Annotated in this window: 18 protein-coding genes; 13 read left to right on the top strand and 5 right to left on the bottom strand. The window is 46.7% G+C overall.

What is annotated here, in order from left to right; translation table 11 throughout:
• Positions 1 to 157: 157 nt before the first annotated feature.
• Complete coding sequence (locus tag M2277_RS28420) at positions 158 to 853, bottom strand: DUF1796 family putative cysteine peptidase (protein WP_340462817.1); 696 nt, start codon at positions 851 to 853, stop codon at positions 158 to 160.
• Between the two features lie 380 nt (positions 854 to 1233).
• On the opposite strand from M2277_RS28420, the gene M2277_RS28415 reads away from it, so the two are divergent.
• The gene (locus M2277_RS28415; RefSeq protein WP_280756214.1) at positions 1234 to 1608 is read left to right on the top strand and encodes a VOC family protein; all 375 of its coding nucleotides are present in this window, start codon (positions 1234 to 1236) and stop codon (positions 1606 to 1608) included.
• A 199-nt stretch (positions 1609 to 1807) separates the two neighbouring features.
• On the top strand, positions 1808 to 2929 hold the full coding sequence (locus M2277_RS28410) for an NAD(P)/FAD-dependent oxidoreductase (protein WP_280756209.1): 1122 nt from the start codon (positions 1808 to 1810) through the stop codon (positions 2927 to 2929).
• A gap of 247 nt (positions 2930 to 3176) precedes the next feature.
• Here the strand turns inward: M2277_RS28410 and M2277_RS28405 are convergent, their stop codons facing one another.
• Positions 3177 to 3668, bottom strand: a complete 492-nt coding sequence (locus M2277_RS28405) for a DUF2798 domain-containing protein (protein WP_040680659.1) — start codon at positions 3666 to 3668, stop codon at positions 3177 to 3179.
• Between the two features lie 481 nt (positions 3669 to 4149).
• Between M2277_RS28405 and M2277_RS28400 the strand changes: the two genes are divergently transcribed.
• A complete protein-coding gene (locus M2277_RS28400; RefSeq protein WP_280756208.1) occupies positions 4150 to 7329 on the top strand; it encodes a bifunctional cytochrome P450/NADPH--P450 reductase in 3180 nt (1059 codons plus the stop codon).
• Positions 7330 to 7604: 275 nt separating this feature from the next.
• Positions 7605 to 7982 carry a winged helix-turn-helix transcriptional regulator gene (locus M2277_RS28395; RefSeq protein WP_280756207.1) on the top strand — a complete coding sequence of 126 codons (378 nt, stop codon included), beginning with the start codon at positions 7605 to 7607 and terminating at the stop codon, positions 7980 to 7982.
• A gap of 25 nt (positions 7983 to 8007) precedes the next feature.
• Here M2277_RS28395 and M2277_RS28390 read toward each other — a convergent pair whose 3' ends face one another.
• Positions 8008 to 8556, bottom strand: coding sequence for an NAD(P)H-dependent oxidoreductase (locus M2277_RS28390; protein WP_280756206.1), 549 nt, complete (start codon positions 8554 to 8556; stop codon positions 8008 to 8010).
• A gap of 211 nt (positions 8557 to 8767) precedes the next feature.
• Here M2277_RS28390 and M2277_RS28385 point away from each other — a divergent pair, with 211 nt between their 5' ends.
• The 9 genes from M2277_RS28385 to M2277_RS28345 all read left to right on the top strand — a co-directional run bounded on the left by M2277_RS28385 (position 8768) and on the right by M2277_RS28345 (position 18684).
• Positions 8768 to 9442 carry a response regulator transcription factor gene (locus M2277_RS28385; protein WP_006210101.1) on the top strand — a complete coding sequence of 225 codons (675 nt, stop codon included), beginning with the start codon at positions 8768 to 8770 and terminating at the stop codon, positions 9440 to 9442.
• Positions 9439 to 10812 carry a sensor histidine kinase gene (locus M2277_RS28380; protein ID WP_006210102.1) on the top strand — a complete coding sequence of 458 codons (1374 nt, stop codon included), beginning with the start codon at positions 9439 to 9441 and terminating at the stop codon, positions 10810 to 10812. The genes M2277_RS28385 and M2277_RS28380 overlap by 4 nt, the downstream gene beginning before the upstream one ends.
• A gap of 325 nt (positions 10813 to 11137) precedes the next feature.
• Positions 11138 to 12118: an alpha/beta fold hydrolase gene (locus tag M2277_RS28375; RefSeq protein ID WP_280756205.1), complete on the top strand. Its 981-nt coding sequence runs from the start codon at positions 11138 to 11140 to the stop codon at positions 12116 to 12118.
• A 128-nt stretch (positions 12119 to 12246) separates the two neighbouring features.
• Positions 12247 to 13701: an alpha/beta hydrolase family protein gene (locus tag M2277_RS28370; RefSeq protein ID WP_280756204.1), complete on the top strand. Its 1455-nt coding sequence runs from the start codon at positions 12247 to 12249 to the stop codon at positions 13699 to 13701.
• A 41-nt stretch (positions 13702 to 13742) separates the two neighbouring features.
• Positions 13743 to 13901, top strand: a complete 159-nt coding sequence (locus M2277_RS28365) for a hypothetical protein (protein WP_006210105.1) — start codon at positions 13743 to 13745, stop codon at positions 13899 to 13901.
• A 214-nt stretch (positions 13902 to 14115) separates the two neighbouring features.
• Positions 14116 to 15081, top strand: coding sequence for a DUF4097 family beta strand repeat-containing protein (locus M2277_RS28360; protein ID WP_063479440.1), 966 nt, complete (start codon positions 14116 to 14118; stop codon positions 15079 to 15081).
• A gap of 385 nt (positions 15082 to 15466) precedes the next feature.
• Entirely contained in the window at positions 15467 to 16618 is a 1152-nt protein-coding gene (locus M2277_RS28355; RefSeq protein ID WP_006210107.1) for an AI-2E family transporter, read from the top strand.
• Between the two features lie 210 nt (positions 16619 to 16828).
• Positions 16829 to 17659, top strand: a complete 831-nt coding sequence (locus tag M2277_RS28350; protein ID WP_280756203.1) for a MerR family transcriptional regulator — start codon at positions 16829 to 16831, stop codon at positions 17657 to 17659.
• A gap of 2 nt (positions 17660 to 17661) precedes the next feature.
• On the top strand, positions 17662 to 18684 hold the full coding sequence (locus M2277_RS28345; RefSeq protein ID WP_280756213.1) for a serine hydrolase domain-containing protein: 1023 nt from the start codon (positions 17662 to 17664) through the stop codon (positions 18682 to 18684).
• Positions 18685 to 18746: 62 nt separating this feature from the next.
• Here M2277_RS28345 and M2277_RS28340 read toward each other — a convergent pair whose 3' ends face one another.
• Both M2277_RS28340 and M2277_RS28335 read right to left on the bottom strand, forming a co-directional pair.
• Positions 18747 to 19292 carry a DinB family protein gene (locus M2277_RS28340; protein ID WP_006210110.1) on the bottom strand — a complete coding sequence of 182 codons (546 nt, stop codon included), beginning with the start codon at positions 19290 to 19292 and terminating at the stop codon, positions 18747 to 18749.
• 65 nt (positions 19293 to 19357) lie between these two features.
• Entirely contained in the window at positions 19358 to 20305 is a 948-nt protein-coding gene (locus M2277_RS28335) for a helix-turn-helix transcriptional regulator (protein WP_280756202.1), read from the bottom strand.
• Positions 20306 to 20317: the final 12 nt, after the last annotated feature.

Genomic DNA, 20317 nt, shown 5'->3' with positions numbered 1-20317 from the left:
CAAACTGGGCGACCTCTCCCCGATTGAGTTTCGGGAAAAAGTCGCCGCTTAATAAAATCTCTTTTTTTAATGTCTACTTGACGGGGCTATGACCAGGTCAGTCCCGTCAGCGGCAGCTTTTTATCTTTCCGGTAACCTTCTTATTATGGTTCCGTTGTTACATCCCCCAGCGATTGGTCAAACGGAGGCCATCAAGCGCATAATTCCAAATGGATATATCATTCGGGCGGCTGTCCGGGACCTGCAGCGTGCAAATACCGTCCATTCCCCAATCGATTTCTTGTACATTCTCCAAATCGAGAAGAGTTTGAAGGAAGAGAACATTACATGTGCCGCGAACTAACGAAGATAACACCGCATGCAGCTCGGCTGCTTCGTTGGCGGTCACTTCCCCCCACCTGACAAATAAAACGGATTCGCTATGTTCAAGAATTCTGAAGAATCGATCGATGCGATGATTGAGTCTTCCTCTGTAAACATCGTACGAATGCATCCAATCCTGGTTAGGCAATACGGGGAAATCATGCACGGATATGATGTTATACCGGGTATCCAGAATAAAATGGGCATCTTGATACACCTGATTTCCTTCAGACAAAACAGCGACTCCATCTTCCAACAAAGCCGAAGTACCCTTGGTCTTCTGCAACTGCTCCAGATCCATAAATCCAACGAAGCGATTGTCCAATAATCGGCTGACATCCGAAATCGAGTTGGATATCATCCAGTCCAGCGGAAAGGCAAACCTTCTCAGTCCACGTTGCCGCAAATAAAGCGAAGGTCCGCACCAACTGCCCAAGCCGATAATTACATCGTAAGCACCCTTGACGTCTTGCAGTTTCAAATTCGTCACCACACTCTCTTGTCCATCTAATCTATCCTATGCGGCTTGCTGTCACTTCGATTAGATGTTCATAGGTAAGAGGGAGCCCATTCTTATAAGGATTTCTGTTATTTTTGGTCAAGTACGGATGCGTGAACTCTAATTTTGTAGAAATTTATAAAAATAAGCAATTCATAAGAAACTATGACGTTGTGTACATGCTATAATATTCAGGTAGTGACACAGGCGAGTTAGAAAGGGTAGACTGCCTGGCGTATGCGGGCTTGGCATTTATGAGGAATGATACTTAGAACCGAACTATCACAACAGGTATCAGAAACCACTACGATGGAGAGAATTAGGAGCATTGGATATTGGATATTCATTTTACATAAGGGAGTGGAAAGATGATGATTAGCCAACTTGGACAAATTATGTTGTATGTGAATAACCAGGATGAGGCAGTGAAGTTCTGGACAGAGAAGGTAGGATTTCATGTCATTTCCGAAGAAAGCAACGATCAGATGAAATGGATTGAAATTGCTCCTGCAAAGGGCTCGGAAACCAGCATCGTGCTGCATGATAAGGAACTTGTCGCTAAATTCTCGCCTGGCGTAAATCTGGGGACGCCTTCTTTAATGTTTTACACGGAAAATTTCTATGGATTAATGAGTGACTTGTCGAATAAGAATGTCAAGGTCGGTGAAATTGTAAATTTGCCTTCCGGCAGAGTCTTCAATTTTGCTGATGAGGAAGATAACTATTTTGCCGTAATGGAAAAGTAATGGGTTGAAAAAATATAACGGGTATCTGTATAAGAGGCTCGTCCGAGTTCAAGAGTATAGAAGTATGATGAAGTCGCCGGGATCGGCGACTTTTTTTGCGTTCAACGATAAGGGTGGTGCGCAGGAGCACACGCTGCCATTATACTTTCAGACTGTATTCGCTATAATGGATACAGTGATTTAGGAAAGGGATGTAATTATGAAGAAAGTCATCATCATCGGATCAGGGATCCTGGGGGCATCAACAGCATATCAGTTAGCGAGAATGGGAGCAGAGGTCCTAATCATAGATCGTCAGGATCAAGGGCAAGCGACGGATGCTGCGGCTGGCATTATCTGTCCCTGGCTATCGCAAAGGCGCAATCAAGCTTGGTACCAGCTGGCTAAGGCCGGTGCGCGTTTCTATCCCGGGTTGATCCATGAGCTGGAAAGCGAAGGAGAGACAGATACCGGCTATGCTCAGGTTGGTGCTCTTAGCATTCATGCGGATTTGGACAAAATCAGAAAGATGGAGGAGCGGGCACATCAACGAAAAGCAGATGCTCCGGAAATTGGTGAAATCACCCGGTTGAATGAAACAGAAACCCATGAGCGGTTTCCCTTGCTGGCAGAAGGTTATCAATCGGTTCATATTAGCGGTGCTGCAAGGATAGATGGTCGTGCGCTGCGTGATGCGTTAATCCGATCCGCGCAGAGAAACGGGGCTGTCCTGATCAGCGGGGATGCCTCGCTGGAGTATCAGGCAAACCGAGTAACGGGAGTAACGGTCGGGACGGATCGTTTCGCGGCTGACCAAGTCATTGTTTGTGCAGGCGCTTGGGCAAACCAACTGCTCCAGCCCCTAGGTATTCATTTTAAGGTGAGTTATCAAAAAGCTCAGATCATGCACGTGAAAATTCAGGGTGAGCAAGAGACAGGCAGCTGGCCTGTAGTCATACCGCCTACAGATCAATATCTGCTCTCTTTTGATAAACAGAAAATCGTGATAGGCGCGACCCATGAAAATGAAATTGAAGGTTATGATACTAGAGTAACGGCAGGCGGTATGCAGGAAATCCTCAATAAAGGGTTTGAATTAGCACCGGGTTTAGCCGACAGCACTTTTCAAGAGGTCAGGGTGGGTTTTCGTCCGTTTACGCCCGGATTCCTTCCAGTGATAGGCGTTGTTCCGGGCTGGAAAGGGCTTATAACGGCAAACGGACTTGGAGCGTCCGGACTCACCATGGGACCCTTTATAGGAAGCCAACTGGCAAAGTTAGCACTAGGAGACACGCTCGATATTGATCTACATGACTATGATCTGCGCAAAGCGATGGATTGATAGACTAAGGCATCAGACAGCTACTGGCATTGGGCCAGCGCTTCCTTCTCATATCGGCTCTGTAGTGTAGGAAGAGGATTTAGCTCGTGTTTATCGAATGGATATAGGTAGATGATAACGAATTAAGGAGACTGACGCTATTTTTCTTCTATTAGCTCTCATTGGGGTAATCCAATTTGTGAGCAGTGGTTAGTAGCCGCCCAACTGGGCGGCTTTTTACTATTAAGGAGCGTTAGTGACAGTCAGCCTAGACGGTGGTCAATGATTGCTTCAGCCGACTCGTTTTAATTTTACCGAATAAGAACCGTACGAGCGGTCCCATGATCAGGAGCTGAAGCGGGAAAGCAAAAACAAAATTTTTCAAGAATATGGCGAAATAACTTCCAAGCAAGGGCTCTCCTGCGAGGTGATGGGAAAGGTAAGCTGAAACTAATCCATACATAGACATAAAGAAAACCATCCCCGTCACCATACAGAATGACATTGCCAATATCGTAATCATTTTACCGGACTTATGGCGCGTTATCGAAAACACGATTCTCTGTGCTGTTGGACCGACTATAAACAGTTCCAGTAAGAAGGCAATGATAAAGCCCAGTACGAATTGACTGATTATGGCGATGAATGAAACTTCACCAATTAATCCGTTCGTGATTACATTGTAGGAGGTCATCATGATGACCATCCCGATGCACATCATCAACCCAAAATAAAAATGCTCTTTCTTTGTTACTGGCAATTTCATCATCCTCTCTCATTTACCTTTGTAATTATAGAGATGAGGGAAAGTCTCTCGTAAGTGACAGATTTGTGAACGTTTTCTGTAGCCGGATACCAGGTGCGCACTATGAGGGCGATCATCAAGGTGTCTTTTTTTTGTGTTTTCCTATAGAACAGCGGATGAATTAATGGGCATTGAATAGTCCTAAAGTTTCAATAATGGAGCATATTCTGGTTGAAAAGTAATATAAAGAGGAGCAGAAGCCCTCATTGGAATTATGGACCTGCGGCTGATGTGCGGGACAATCATATCGTGATAGGGTAAGAGGCAGGATAAGACCATCATTGTAAGTGGAAACCAGCGATGCGCGTCGGATCCTCCTTTTTTATCAAAAAATGACCGAATTACGATTATGGTCAATCAGTATTGTCTGTGCTTCATTCAGCCCTATCCTAAGGGCAAATACAAAGAGAATTATGGGATAATGGAGGGAAAAACCATGACACAAACGACACCGGTGCCTCAACCTAAAACCTTCGGACCGCTGGGTAATCTGCCCCTGCTGGATTCAGCGGCTCCGATCCAATCGCTTGTAAAGGTCGCCTCGGAATTCGGGCCGATCTTCCAGTTTCAGTATCCCGGGGGGCGCAAGGAGCTGTACGTCTCCGGCCATGAGTATGTTAAGGACGCGTGTGACGAGAAGCGTTTTGATAAACGAATCTGGGCACCACTGCAGAATGTTCGCCCCTTTGCGGGGGATGGATTGTTTACGAGCGCGACGCAGGAGCCCAATTGGAAAAAAGCCCATAACATCCTGTTATCCAGCTTCAGCCAGCGTGCGATGCAGGGATATCATACGAAGATGATTGATATTGCCATGCAGCTTATCCAGAAATGGGCACGGCTCAATCCGGATGAAACAGTGGATATTCCTGCCGATATGACACGCCTGACACTCGATACAATCGGCCTGTGCGGGTTTAATTATAGGTTTAACAGCTTTTATCGCGAAGACAATCATCCATTTATCGACAGCATGGTGCGTTCACTTGATGAAGGCATGAACCAGCTTCACCGGCTGGGCATTCAGGACATGTTCATGATTAAGAAGAAACGTCAGTTTCAGGAGGACATTCAGTCGATGTTCTCGCTTGTGGATGAGCTTATTCAAGAGCGCAAGGCGCATGGCGGCGAGGAGGGAGATTTGCTGGCGCACATGCTGGAGGGCGTGGATCCTGATACAGGCGAGCGGCTGGATCATGAGAATATCCGTTATCAGATGATCACATTTCTGATCGCGGGGCACGAGACCACAAGCGGGCTGCTTTCCTTCGCGATCTATTTTCTGATGAAAAACCCGGATAAGCTGCGCAAGGCGGTAAGTGAGGTGGACCGCGTGCTGAAGGATCCAGTTCCTTCGTATAACCAGGTGCGGGAACTCAAATACGTCCGCATGGTTCTGAGCGAGTCACTTCGGTTATGGCCGACTGCGCCTGCCTTTTCGTTATCTGCAAAAGAGGATACCCGTATCGGTGGAACCTATCCCATTAAGAAAGGGGATAGTGTGACGGTGCTGATTCCCGGACTCCACAGAGACGCGCGCGTATGGGGAGACGATGTGGAGGCATTCGAACCGGAGCGCTTTGAAGATCCGAGCAAGGTGCCGCATGACGCGTACAAACCGTTTGGCAACGGACAGCGTGCTTGTATCGGCCAACAGTTTGCACTCCAGGAGGCCACCTTGGTGCTCGGGTTGGTTCTCAAATATTTTGAACTGGTCGATACCCAGCATTATGAGCTGAAAGTCAAGGAGACACTGACCCTGAAGCCGGATGCATTCCACATTAAAGTCCGTAACCGTAAGGGAGGGGCAGCCCTCTTGATTCCAGGAAGTGTTGCTGTGCCCGAACAGGAACAGAGGGAATACGCCCAGTCCGACAGGATTGCGGATAACGCTCATCATACGCCGCTGCTCGCGCTGTACGGGTCCAACTTGGGCACGGCTGAAGGCATTGCCAGAGAGGTGGCTGATGCAGCCAAGTACCATGGATTCGACAGTCAGGTAGGTGCACTGGACGACTTCGCTGGAAATCTTCCGAAGGAAGGCGCTGTTGTGATTGTAACCGCCTCTTATAACGGTCAGCCGCCCTCCAATGCCAAGGCTTTTATGGAATGGCTGGAGAATGCGGCTGAATCCGAAATACAAGGCGTTCGGTATACGGTTTTCGGCTGCGGGGATCACAACTGGGCCAGCACCTACCAACGGATTCCGCGCCAAATTGACGAGCTGCTGGCAGCCAAAGGGGCACAGCGCCTGCTTGCGCGCGGTGAGAGTGATGCGAGCGGCGATTTTGAACGTGAAGTTGATGAATGGACGGAACATGTATGGCCCGATCTGATGCAGGCGCTGGGACTGCCGGTCATGGCCAGCAGCAAGCCGAAGCGCAGCGCCTTGTCTGTTGAGTTCGTTCAGGGAGGGGCAGCCATTCCACTGGCAGAAACCTATCATGCCGTCACCGGGCACATCGCGCACAGCCGCAACTTGCAGCATGCCGATAGCGGACGCATCACACAGCATATCGAAATATCGCTGCCGGAAGGAACGAACTATGCAGAAGGCGATCACATGGGCATACTCCCAGTCAATCCGGAGAGTCTGGTGAAGCGTGTGCTCCGCAGATTCCACTTGGATGCCGCGGCACATCTGGTCTTGTCCGTTCAAGGAAGCAGCAGCGCCCATTTGCCGGCAGGGGTTCCCGTGCGTCTGGACGATCTGCTGCATCGCAGCATCGAGCTGCAGGAGCCGGCCACAAGGGCTCAGATTCGGGAGATGGCAGCCTGTACGGTATGCCCGCCGCATGCCAAAGAGCTGCAGAGCCTGCTTGCGGAAGACACTTATCAGACCGAGGTACGGGCTAAACGCCTCACCATGCTGGAGCTGCTGGAACGGTATGAAGCCTGTGAGTTGCCTTTTGAACGCTTTCTCGAGCTGCTGCCAGCACTCAAACCGAGATATTATTCGATTTCCAGCTCTCCGAGAGTCAGCTGGACCCAAGCGAGTATCACAGTCAGTGTCGTGCGGGAAAGCGCTTGGAGCGGTTATGGGGAATACCGGGGCATTGCCTCCAATTATTTGAGCCAGTTGGAGACGGGCGCAGAGGTGTTGATGTTTATCCGTTCGCCTGAATCGGGCTTTGAACTCCCGAACAACCCAGCCACCCCGCTCATTATGGTCGGGCCCGGCACCGGTGTGGCACCGTTCCGGGGATTCATTCAGGCCAGACAAATCCTTCGGGCAGAAGGACAGAAGCTGGGTCCCGCGCATTTGTACTTCGGCTGCCGGACTCCGGAGCACGACTACCTCTACCGAGAGGAGTTTGAACAGGCAGCCAGAGAAAACCTGGTAACTCTTCATACTGCCTTCTCGAGAGTGGAGGGTACGGAGAAATGCTATGTCCAGCATTTGTTGAGACAGGATGGGGAAATGCTGCTGTCACTGCTGGAGGATGGAGCGAGAATGTACATCTGCGGTGACGGCTCCCGGATGGCGCCTGAGGTTGAACAAACGCTGATTGTATCCTATCAGGATAAATACGGCGTGGACGCGGATGAAGCTGCCTCCTGGTTATCCAGGCTGGAAGCGGAGGGCCAATATGTAAAGGATGTTTGGGCAGGTTGATCTCCGCTGCGAAGGGCAACGACTCTTGACATAACGAGACGAGGCTGTCGAATGCGGTTAGTCAAGGACAACAACGAACAGGTATATGTAGCCGCGATATTCGCGGCTTTTTTTGCTAAACTGAAAAGGAGGGAAAAAGTTCGGAAGAATAAGGGATGCTGCAATTCTTAATTATTGTTTATGATAAGATTAATTTTCGACAGGGACCCGTGCTTTGCGGTTATTGCCAGTTCATCTTGTCGATATCGAAACGATTCAGAAGGAGAGTGTAACTTGTGAGCGAAACCTGTGTACCGACGGGCGTGGGTGTCAAAGAGACCGGCTTTGGATATACGTTGTCCTTAATCGGCGGTAAGTACAAAATGATCATTATGTACTGGCTGTCTGAAAATAAAGTGATGCGTCATAATGAGCTGAAACGAAAAATCGGCACCATATCATATAAAACGCTAAGTGTCATGCTAAAAGAGCTGGAGGCGGATCATTTAATCGTTCGCACGGAATATCCCCAGGTCCCGCCCAAAGTGGAATACACATTATCAGAACGCGGACTTTCGCTCATTCCGCTGTTAAACATGATGTGCGAGTGGGGAGAGAAAAACAGCAGCCTGCCACTGGATGCTGCGCAGCGGCAGGCTTCAAATTTGTGTTGAACATACGGCTGGATGAGAGCGATCTTTACAGGCTGTCAATAAAATTCAAGTACTCTCGCACATTTGTCTCCAGATCGCTTGAAGCCGACTCATCATTTATACCAGGCTCCGTTTCTTTGCCATAATACGCAAAGAACGAGCGATAATTCGCATGGCAGTATAGGAAGGTTGTTTCGAATGGTGTCAGTAACTGTTCGAGTGTATAGCGATATTTTCCCTCTTCACGATAATCCTCTTCTTTGATTCCGGCTGTTACAGCCAAAGCCGTTTTGCGATCCTTTAATTTATCTCCTCCACCTGAACCATAAGCCCAGCCGTAAGCAAAAACATCGTCAAGCCATTTCTTAAGAAGTGGCGGACAATTGAACCAATAGACAGGGAACTGCAGGACGAGGCTGCCATGCGTTTCAATTAATTGCTGCTCTTTCTCTGCATCAATGTTTCCGTCAGGGTAAGCCTTATGCAGTTCGTGTACCGTATATTTGTCCGGATATTTCTGGAGTTCCTCTACCCACCGCTGATTAATGACGGATGTTTCTATGCTTGGGTGTGTGACGATTACAAGTGTTTTCAATGATTTGTCCTCCTTCAGGATGATTACTTCCTGAGTATAATGGGTGGACTTCGAATACGTAAGTATGCACTTTTACTACAGGTACTTACCAAAAGGTGAGTGTTACTCTAAACTCTAGTATTTTTCAATGATCCACGCTTTTAGGTTTTAAATTTATTTATAGTATAATGGTGATTACTCTACAGGATGGATAAAGGAAAAGAGGGACTAGATGCCTACGATACTGGTTGCTGACGATGATCCGAACATTCGCGAGCTCGTCTGTTTATTTCTGAGAAACGACGGCTTCACAACGGTTGAGGCACGGGACGGCAAGGAAGCACTGGCCGTTTACGGTTCAACACCCGTCGATTTGGTCGTGCTCGATATTATGATGCCAATTATGGATGGCTGGACGCTGTGCAAGGAGCTGCGAAGAGCCAATCCGGATCTTCCGCTGCTTATGCTGACTGCAAGAGGTGAGACATGGGAGAAAGTGAAAGGATTCGAACTGGGAACGGATGATTATTTAACGAAACCGTTTGATCCGTTGGAGCTCACGGTTCGTGTCAGAGCATTACTGAAGCGATACAAGATTGGATCCACCCAGACGGTCCACTTTGGCAACATCATCCTGGATCGGCAGACATACAAGGTGACGAGAGGGACAGAGTCGCTCACGCTGCCGCTGAAGGAATTCGAGCTGCTCTATAAGCTCGCTGGAACACCCGGACAAGTCTATACGCGCGAGCAGCTGATTGATCAAATCTGGGGAATTGATTATGCCGGAGATGATCGAACGGTAGACGTACATATTAAGCGACTGCGTGAACGGTTCGCGGAAACGCCCGATTTTCGGATCGAGACGGTGCGCGGTTTGGGGTACCGGCTTGAGGTTTACGAATGATCAAAACGTTATATATTCGTGTGGTCCTGACATTTTTGGTCTCTGTCATCGCCGGCACGGTCATTTCTTTTTTTATGTCTACTTTAATATTCGAGGATAAACTGAACGAAAATGCTCGGATCAATTTGCGTAACTTCGCCCAAGACATCGTGCAGATTTACAAGATCCTTCCATTACATGAAGCGGATTCATTCGTAAGCGGAATGAAGCAGCTCGATTCCTATCATATTCGAATTTACGAAGCATCGGGACAGTTCCAGTCCTATGGTAAGTATCATGAAGATCAGCCTGCCGCTGTGTCGACGGAGCAGCTGCAGAAGGTATTGGGAGGAGGCGTTGTTCAGGACACTCCGAATGGTATTGCTACGGTCCTCTTAGGGCTGCCCTTGAAAACGGAAATGGGAACGAAAGCGATGTTTCTGGAAACGCTCGCCCCACCATCCTCCTCTTTTGTTGTCAAGTGGGCGTTGATCTTTGCATCTTGTTCGTTGATTGTAGGGAGCATCTTGATTTTGATTGCTTCTATATTCCTGGTTAGACCCATCAAAAAACTGACAAAAGCGACCAAGCGAATCGCCGCTGGAGATTTTAACGTCAAGCTTAATATCAAGCAAACAGGGGAGCTCGGGACACTGGCCCGTAGCTTCGAGGACATGATGCGCGATCTGCAGCAGCTGGAGCAGATGCGCAGGGAATTTGTGACAAACGTGTCGCACGAGGTTCAATCTCCGCTCACCTCGATATCGGGGTATGCTCAAGCGCTGAAGCAAGTGAATCTCGCCGATCACGAACGAAGTCGTTATCTTGATATTATCATCGCTGAGACAAAGCGGATATCCAAAATGAGTGACAGCCTGCTCAAGCTGAGTGTGCTTGAATCGCAGTCACAGCAGCCCCGGCTGGTCACACTCAGTCTGGATGAACAGATCAGAAGGGTCATTGTGGCCCTCCAGCCGCAGTGGTCTGCCCGCAATATTCATTTTGAGCTTGAGCTGCAGAATGTGAAAGTAACGGCTGATCATGACCAATTGAATCAGGTGTGGACAAATATCCTCAGCAATGGCATCAAATTTTCCAAGGATGGCGGCGGCGTGATTCACGTCAGCATCAAGCTGGATGTCAAAATTGTAATCGTCCGAATCTCCGATACGGGTATTGGGATTCCTCTCGAAGACCAGAAGCGCATATTTGAGCGTTTTTTCAAGGCGGATCGTTCCCACAGCCGCAAGTATGATGGCAGTGGTATGGGACTTGCTATCGTTAAACAGATTGTATCGCTTCATCAAGGTGATATCGTTGTGGAAAGCGAAGTTGGTCAGGGAACGACCTTCATCGTTTCATTGCCAATCACTCCACCCACCGATATTTAGACATACAGGAGAGATGAATGTACAGAACAGAATATACACTGGATTATGGTTTAAACCGAATTTTCAGGCCACGTTTCACATACAAGCTTCCTTGTATGTGAAACGTGGCCTTTTTGTTGTTAGTTCATACTCCGTTCATATTGTCGTCATGGTGAGGACATCTTGGTTGGTTAGGCTTGCATTAACGGCTTGTTACGGCCATTAAACAGATGAGCATAGGAGCAGGTGTATGTGACACACAATCGTTATAGCCATGGAAATCCAATGAGGCCGCAGCAGCAATGAATGATTCACGACAAACAGTTCAGGACAGGAGAAGATGAGAGTGACGCAACCAGAGGAAAAGAAAGCGAAGATTGGTTCGAGGGCCAGAAAGGTAAGAAACATTATACTTAAAATATTAGGAGCAATCGTAATCGCCATTGTTCTGTTTCTAGGTATTGTTTATATCACGAATGTGATCAGTAGCAATTCAGAGGCGAAGAAGATAGAGCCATACGGCCAGCACGTATCTGTAGACGGGAAAAATATGAATGTGTTCATTCAAGGCGAAGGCAAGGAAACGATCGTGCTTCTTCCCGGTTATGGAACAGCAGCACCAGCGCTAGATTTTAAGCTGCTTATTGATGAATTATCTCCATTTTACAAAGTTGTTGCAGTTGAGCCTTTCGGCTATGGATTGAGTGATGGAACTGAAAAAGAACGAACCGCAGAAAATATCGTAAGTGAAGTTCATGAAGCTCTACAGCAGCTTAATATTAACAAATATATGCTTATGGGCCACTCCATTGCAGGCATTTACGGCATTGATTATGTGAACAAATATCCGGATGAGGTAACTGCATTCGTCGGAATTGACAGCAGTGTTCCAACACAACCGGGTATTGATGCCAAATTACCTACAAAAATGTTCGGATTTATTAAAAAATCAGGTCTCCAAAGATTAGTGGTTAAATTTGGTGGTGACCCTTATGCTGGACTCCCATTTGATGATCACACCGTCGAGCAGATGAAAATGCTGTCAAATAAAAACTCAAACAGTTCCACGATGTTGAATGAGATGGATCATATTTCTTCCAATTTTAAAGGGGCTCAAGGTTTAACCTTCCCCAAAGATCTTCCTCTTCTTCTCTTTGTACAAGGGAATAATGAAGACGTACTAGGATGGATACCTCTGCATGAAGGGCAGATCAAAGACTCGGTACATGGAAAAGTAATAACAATGGATGGCGAGCATTACTTGCACCATACTTTATATAAAGAAATAGCTGAAGATGTTAGAACCTTTATGAACGAAGCGAAGTAAATGTTCTGAAAAAGTCCACTCGTGATTTCACAGATGTGCATTAATGAATGTGAGAAACCGTCCCGTGGGGCGGCTTTCCACAGTTTGTCCATTTCGGCTGATATCCGTAATGAAAGAGAGGGTTACATATGAGATTATTTGAAATACTTTTAGTTCTATCCTGTTTCGCTTTACTCGTAGATCTATTGTTTATTAAAAGAAGTGCAAAGAAAACAGGATTGGGTTTGGCTATAGGAAGTAGCGTGATATTTGTAGTTCAATTGTTGGTTGAAGGATACAGATGGCAATTACTTCTGGTATATATCATGACGGCTCTATTCATACTCATCGTTTCATTCAGGCATTCAGGTAAGATGGTGAATCTAAAAATAGGAAAGCTGTTGAAATATAGTTTATCTTCCCTAATCGTCATTCTGCTTGTGGGTTCTACCGTCTTGTCTGCATACTTACCTGTTTTTGATTTGCCGGAGCCTGATGGCCCAGAGAAAGTGGGTACTCAAACCTTTCATTTTACGGATCAAAACAGAGATGAAGTTTTAACTGAAGATCAAAGCGATAAGAGGGAGCTAATGGTTCAAGTTTGGTACCCTACTGAAAATAGGAATAACAACAAGCGTGGAACTCTTTTTCCAAGTGATACAGAAATGTTCAAAAAGTATATTCAGAGCTTCTCTACTTCTTTAAAGCTGCCCGCCTTTGTGCTCGACTACTGGAAGTATAATAGAACCAACTCGTATGAAAATGTAGAAATATTGCCTTCTACAAGCCCTTATCCCTTGGTACTGCTATCTCATGGCATGGGAACCAGTCGAGTTTTACAGGCATCACAGGCCGAGAATCTGGCCAGTCATGGTTTTGTCGTAGTCACAATCGATCATACGTACAGCACCTTTGCTACCATTTTTCCGGATGGCCGTGTAACGGATTATAAAACAAAGATGACAACCATAGATGATCGTACAAAAATCGGGAATATATGGACAGAAGACGTAGAGTTTATACTAGATGAAATCGAAAAGCTAAATTTAGGTGCAATTGAAAGTCAATTTAAAGGGAAGATCGATTTAAAAAACATAGGCGTGATGGGGCATTCTTTTGGGGGTGCAACGGCGTTTAATACAACTTATTTAGATCAAAGAGTCAAGGCCGGGGTCAATATGGACGGGTCACTAAATGAAGTGGAAAATAGAGATGATATAAACAAGCCGTTTATGTTCATCAGATCGGGAGGTTTTAAAGACTGGTTAGTCAATTTTGAAAATGATAGAAATTCGGATAATGAAGTCAATAAATTTCTCTCAGATGAGCTGCACATTATGAAAAATGTTATCGAACATGGGGGAAATGTGATTTATGTAGAAGGAACGCAGCACTTCAATTTCACGGACCTTCAATTCTATTCGGAGTTAATTAAACTGTCGGGGATAACAGGAGATATCAATGGTAAAAGAGGATCAAGCATTGTTAATCAATATGTACTCGATTTCTTTAATAAACAACTAGAAGGAACGGGTGGAAATCTGATTCAGGGACCGAGCGACATGTATCCAGAGGTGAAATTTATAGACCCGGAAGAACTCTAATCAACCAAAACATTTAAACTCAGAATGAGAAATACACTTCAATGGTCTATCTCAATGCCTTTGCAGTATATGACCAGACGGGTATTTGTATTAATCACACCGTGGTCAGCGGTAAGAATGAGGTCATCTTGCCAGAGAACGGACGTATTGTATTTGCAGGTGAGGCTGGCTCCCAATTTGAAATTTCATTAAACGAGTAGGAATATGGGAAAACACAAGTGAAGATATGTTTGCATTAGAAGTCGCGAGAAATCGCGGCTTTTTTCCGTTTGTCAGCGAAACTGGACTAAAGTCGGGGCTCCAATCTCATTCGCAGGCCTAATGTTAGTACTCTTTCCAGGGTGATATACTGAACAGGACTTCGGATTTGCAGCGGAAGTGGAATCGTAAAGATGGAAGGACTGGAGATACGTTATGCAGAAAAAAACAGGTTTGTTGATCGTTGCGGTGGGTGTGCTGCTGCTGATTATTACGATGAACCCGATAAAAATCTTTTCGGGTATCAACTTCGGCTTTTCATTGGATACTCAAGAAATCAGCGAAGGGCAGACCTTCGACGCAAACGATTACCGTCACTTGAACCTTCACACAGGAAGCAGTGATATCCATTTCGTTCAAGGGAATACCGATCAGATTAAGGTTAGCCTAGACGGAAAAGTAAGCCCAAAGTGGGCGGATCAAGTGAAGCTGAAGGCAGAACCAAACGGTGATACGCTGGAGCTTGGGATAGATGTACCCCAAGGTATCGACGTGGGCGTACGGATCATGCATCTGGATCTGACGGTGGAGCTGCCGGAGAAACAATGGTCATCCGCCGAGATTGACAGCAGCAGCGGCGATATCGAAATCGCGCGATTGCAGGGAGATTCGGTTACGATCAAGGCAAGCAGCGGTGATGTCGACGTGCAGCAAGTGAAGGGCGGCGAATGGGTCATACACACAGGCAGCGGTGACATTAAAGCCGAGGAGATTGCTGCTGATTCGATCATGTTGGAGTCAAGCTCCGGCGATATATCGGCCGAACGCTATGAGGCTTCGGAGTTAAGCTTTCAGAGTGGCAGCGGCAAGGTCGTACTGAAGGGCGGAGAATCAGCGATACAAGGAAAAACGGGATCCGGAAGTATACTTCTTGAAGCGGACGGGATCATGCATGAAACCGATCTTCGATCAGGCAGCGGCCGTGTGACCATCGATCTCGCTAAAGAGCCTTCCTCGCTGGAAGTTGATTTTGAAGGAAGCTCCGGCAATTGGGATTTGAAGTGGGACGGAATCCGTTATGAGGGTAATGACCAAGACGAGAACCGATTAAAGGGAATGTTCGGCAATGGCGGCGTGATATTAAAGGTTCGCACAGGGTCCGGAAATTTCATATTGAAATAACGAATGAGTGCTCATTTGGTTTGCAAAAAAGTAGAGGCATCCGGGATCGGATGTCTTTTTTGCTCGCATGGAATCGACAGCATCCCGTATAATGGAGAGGGTTTCGCCCTAAGCCTGACGCCATCGAAACTCCATCCGAGAAGAATACATTCTTTGAAGGATATGGAAAAAGGATAATAAATGAGCAGGAATACACGTACTTTGAAGAAGGACTGTATGCATTTTTCTAGCTTAAACCTGGTGAACTGGACATGGGACCAGGTTCAATATTATAGTTAAAAGAATGAAGTTAACGAACGTTAGTTTTAATAGCAGCTGCTGAATTTCTTCTGTATGAAGTGGCGCAACATTTTACTAAACGTTACATAAGTGAGGGAGGACATATATGGAACAACCCCGCATTTGGCCGGATCGGTTCAAGCGATTTTTTCTGAACAACAAGTTTGTACTTCTGCTGCTCATTCTGCTTCTGGCGGGAGTCAACATACTGGTGCTGAGCAAGATTTCATTTGTGCTGCACCCGCTCGCCGTGCTGATCAAGACGATCGTATTGCCGATCATACTGTCCGGAATACTGTATTATCTGCTTAATCCCCTTGTGGATATCATGGAAAAGAGGAATATCAAACGCGGATGGTCCATACTTATCCTGTATTTGGCTATTGCGGGTATACTGACGGTGGTCGTGCTTGCGGTCATTCCGGTGTTGCGCAATCAGATTACGGGACTGATTGACAATTTCCCGAGATATAGCGAGAATGTTAGGCTGCAATTCGAGGAGCTTACAGGCAGTCAGTTGTTTAGTCAGCTTCAGGATGCAGTGAGCATTAACTCTCAGGATTGGTGGAATACCCTTACTCAGAAAGCTACGGAAATATTCAACCATACATGGGCCAGAGTGGGCGGGTTCCTGGGGGCTTTTACCGAGATTGTGTTGTCGATCGTGACGGTGCCATTCGTTCTGTTTTATATGCTGAAAGACGGCAAAAAGCTGCCGCAGAAGATTTTGTCTTTCTTGCCAACGAAGAGCCGTTCCGGCATATTCCACGTACTTCAAGACATTAATCACCAGATCAGCTCGTTCATCCGTGGACAGATTATCGTCAGCTTTTGTATCGGTATTTTGCTCTATATCGGTTACATGATCATTGGTCTGGACTATGCACTTATATTGGCCATCATTGCCTCGTTTACGAGTATCGTACCTTATCTGGGGCCAGCGATCGCGATTACACCAGCGCTGATTGTGGCTCTGGTTACTTCTCCCGTGATGCTGCTGAAGATGGTGGCAGTCTGGACAATCGTACAGTTGATCGAAGGCAAATTTATCTCACCACAGATTATGGGCAAAACGCTTAAAATTCACCCGATCACGATTATCTTCGTTATTCTCACATCGGGTAATCTGTTTGGTGTCGTCGGTATTCTGCTGGCCGTTCCCGGGTATGCGGTGCTTAAGGTTTGCGCAACCCACATCTTTAAATGGTTTAAAGACACATCAGGGCTATATGATTCACCGCCAAACCATCTGAAGTAATCGAACTCCCGTCCAACGGCGATCAGCCGGAAGGCGGGAGTTTCTGCTTCATGAACAATGATCATAGTATCAACGTTCTCGTAAATATCTCAGCACAGCCAGATCTGAACCGTTGACATTGTCCTTAGGGCAACGTGTACATTGTAATGGAACAAAGATTCGAGCCTGAAGCGTTCATCCGTATACCAACAAAAAGAATGAGGTGATCCCATGCTGTCCATCGGAGAATTCTCGAAAATATGCGAAGTATCTACCAAAACGCTTCGATATTATGCGGAGATCGGATTAATTCTTCCCGATGAGATTAACCCGGAGAACGGTTACAGGTATTATTCCATCAGTCAGCTCAAAAAGATGCTTTTTATCAACCGTTTGAAATCCTATCATTTCTCCCTGGAAGAAATTAAAGCTATTCTGGAACGGGAAGAAGATCCATCTGAAGAACTGCTCTGTGCAGATCTATGTCGTAAGAGAAGGGAGATGCAGGAGAAGCTGAATGCTATAGAACACACTTTGAAATTAATGAGTCTTGATATCTCAAATTTAGAGAAAGGCGTCCCCCTGATGTCGTACCTCGACAGCATTGAAGTAGAACTCGTTGAAACCCCGTCCATCCGAATTCTTAGTATGCGTCAGATGATAAGAGGTGATGACTACGCTCTAGGATATGGAACGTATTTCGGAAGTTTGTACGAACAGATTGCAACTGAAAAACTCACCTTGCTGGGTACGCCCATGACGATTTATCACAGCTCTGAATACAAGCCTGACGGCAATGATACCGAGTTTGCCATCCCGATCGAGGAGACGGTAGAGGGGACGCGAGATTTGTCTGGAGGTCTATGTGCGAAGTCTGTCCTAAAGGGCTCATATTCGGAGCTGACGTCGGTATATGCAACCCTTATGGAATGGGTTGAACGCGAGGGATACGAATTGGAGAATTCGCCATATGAAGTTTATATAACCGACCCTAAACGAGCCACGGGTTCTGAGGACTGCGTGACCGAGGTGTATTTTCCAGTGAAGAGAAGGAGGGGCTGATGATGCAGCATTATGAATGGCCAACCGGAGAATGGCAAACTGAGGATCCTGCAGTTTTGGGAATGGATGTAGAGAAGCTGTCAGAGCTTGAGTCTGCCATTAATTCCGGGTACAGCAATATAAACGGAATCGTGGTTGTGAGGCATGGGCATATTGCTTATGAGCGATATTACAATGGCTATGGCCCGGATGATGCGATTCATGTCGCATCCGTAACAAAAAGCATATTGTCTGCCCTTATTGGTATAGCCATTGATGAAGGATGCATTCAAACGGTGAACCAGAAGGTGCTGGATTTTTTCCCTGAGTATGCTCCTGATGCTATTGATCCGCAGAAGCAGGAAATCACAATACGCCATCTGCTGACAATGACGGCTCCTTATCCATTCGAGGACTGGCATGAACCCCTCGATAAGCTGTGCATGCAGCCTGACTGGGTGAAGTATACGCTGGATATGCTGGGGAAGGGCGGAGATATTGGTGCATTTAAGTATTCAACCGCTGGGGCGCATCTGCTGTCAGCCATTCTTACTCGCAGTACGGGACAAAATGCTCGCGCTTATGCGAACGAGAGATTGTTTAAGCCTATTGGCATGAACGTAATTCCGGATTACGGAATGACATCATTCGGGTTTGAGGATCTGTTTGGGAAGAACGTGAAAGGATGGGTTGAAGATCCCCATCGTCATTCCACGGGAGGATGGGGGCTTACGCTTCGTCCCCGCGATATGGCACGAGTGGGTCTCCTCTATTTGAACCGCGGCTTATGGGATAACCGCCAGATCATATCGGGGTCCTGGATTGACGAATCTACAACGATGAATCCCCATAACTATGGTTATTTATGGTGGCTGCGCGAAGAAGCCGGAGTACGTACCAACCTGGCGTTAGGCGATGGCGGCAATGTGATTTGCTGTATTCCGGAAATGGAGCTGGTCGTAGCCATTGCCTCCGAGTTCATCATGAATCCCCGGGACAGGTGGGCACTGATTAAGGAATACATCATCCCGGCTGTTATAGACTAAAGGTAAGCGACAAATGGCCCCTATCTTGTTAAAAGCGAGGGCCATTTGTCGCTTATATTTGTTTATGTTGCTTCCCGTACCAATCCTTGTTTTAAGCGGTCCAGCTGCAGAAGATGATGCCGGTAGTGCATTTCAACAAGCAAAAACCATTCCTCCGCACACAGTCCACCGAATGACGGATGGGGCATTGTATTCTCTTTGGACGTTTTTTTAAGGCTCGGTTCGATCTCCTTCATTCTCTGGATAACCGTGTGTAACCCTTGAATGAGCTGCTCCTTGCTTGCTGGCTGCTTCGGCGTATATTGTGGGGAAGGTGGAACATGAATTCGAATGGGCGGGAAGCTTCCTTGAGCAAATACAGCCGCACCAAGCTCGGTTTTTTCCGTTCGAGGAACCAAGGGATCTTGGCTTGGCATCAAGCATTGATCCAGATTACGAAGCTGCATATCAAGCGCCGAACTGATGAGATGTTGAACCATCTGTCCGATAGACCACTCGTTGTCACTTGGCACTTCCTTCAACTGCTCTATATTGAATTGATCCAGTTCGTGAATATAATGTGTCGCAGTTTCTTCAAAACGTTGTAGTGCTTCTTTTGTTGTAATCATCATGGATCAGCTCCTTTAGTCTTCTTCTTATCTAAATATACAAAAACGCTACTGACACCATTATGTCAGTAGCGTTTTAACGTATTTTCCAGTTCGTTTCTAACCCGATGTCGGAAGGATTCCGGCTCCAGCACAACCACTCCGGCTCCCAAGCCAAGCACCCAATGCAGCAATTCCTCTGGCTGCCGAACGCGAAGGGTCACCAGCAAACCTTCCGCTTGTTCCTCTATGGTGTCTATATAGTAGTTGTTCGATTCCCTTACCTTATCGGCAATGTCAGGTTGGACCCAGATGCGCACTCTGACGTTACGATCGTCTGGAGGCTGGTATACATCTAAATGAAAATCTGCTGGCAGCATAAATTTATCTTCCAGTTCGATCAGTTCCGTCATTCGGGACAACCGGAAATGACGGATATCTTGACGCAATTCACACCATGCAATGAGTACCCATGATCCTTGATGAAGCACAAGTCCATAAGGAGCAACCGTACGAACACTTTGGCGGTTCCCATTAGCTTCAGCGATTCTTTTGGAATAGTGAAAACTTATTTTCCTCTCCTCCAGTATCGTCCGGCGAATCACTTCCAAGTATGTCTTCTCTTGTATTCGTGTTTTATCTTCAGCGGTTGCTAGCAAACGAAAGCTCTTGCGAATCCGGGTTGCCTCACTGCGGATCGGCTCCGGAAGAATGGCTTCAATCTTCTTTCTAGAAGTGCGAGACTTACTGCTGTAGTGGGTATCGAACCACTGCTCGATAAAATCTGTCCCAATGAGTAACGTCACTGCTTCTTCCACCGTGAAACTGACAGGCGGCAGGAAATACCCCTCCATTAAGGAGTATCCCTGACCTGGAGCCCCTATCACGGATACGCCAGCTTCACTCAAAGCCTGAATATCCCTGTAGATCGTCCTCACGCTTGTTTCAAATATAGCGGCCAAATCCTCGGCACGTAACACTTCGTTACGCTGCAGCTCAAGCACTATGGCTAATAAACGATCCGTTTTGTTCATTGCAATGCATCC

Source organism: Paenibacillus sp. LBL, assembly GCF_029893715.1.
Lineage (GTDB): Bacteria > Bacillota > Bacilli > Paenibacillales > Paenibacillaceae > Paenibacillus_AQ > Paenibacillus_AQ glucanolyticus.
The sequence above is the reverse complement of the archived record's forward strand: the minus strand, read 5'-3'. Positions and strand labels throughout refer to the sequence as shown.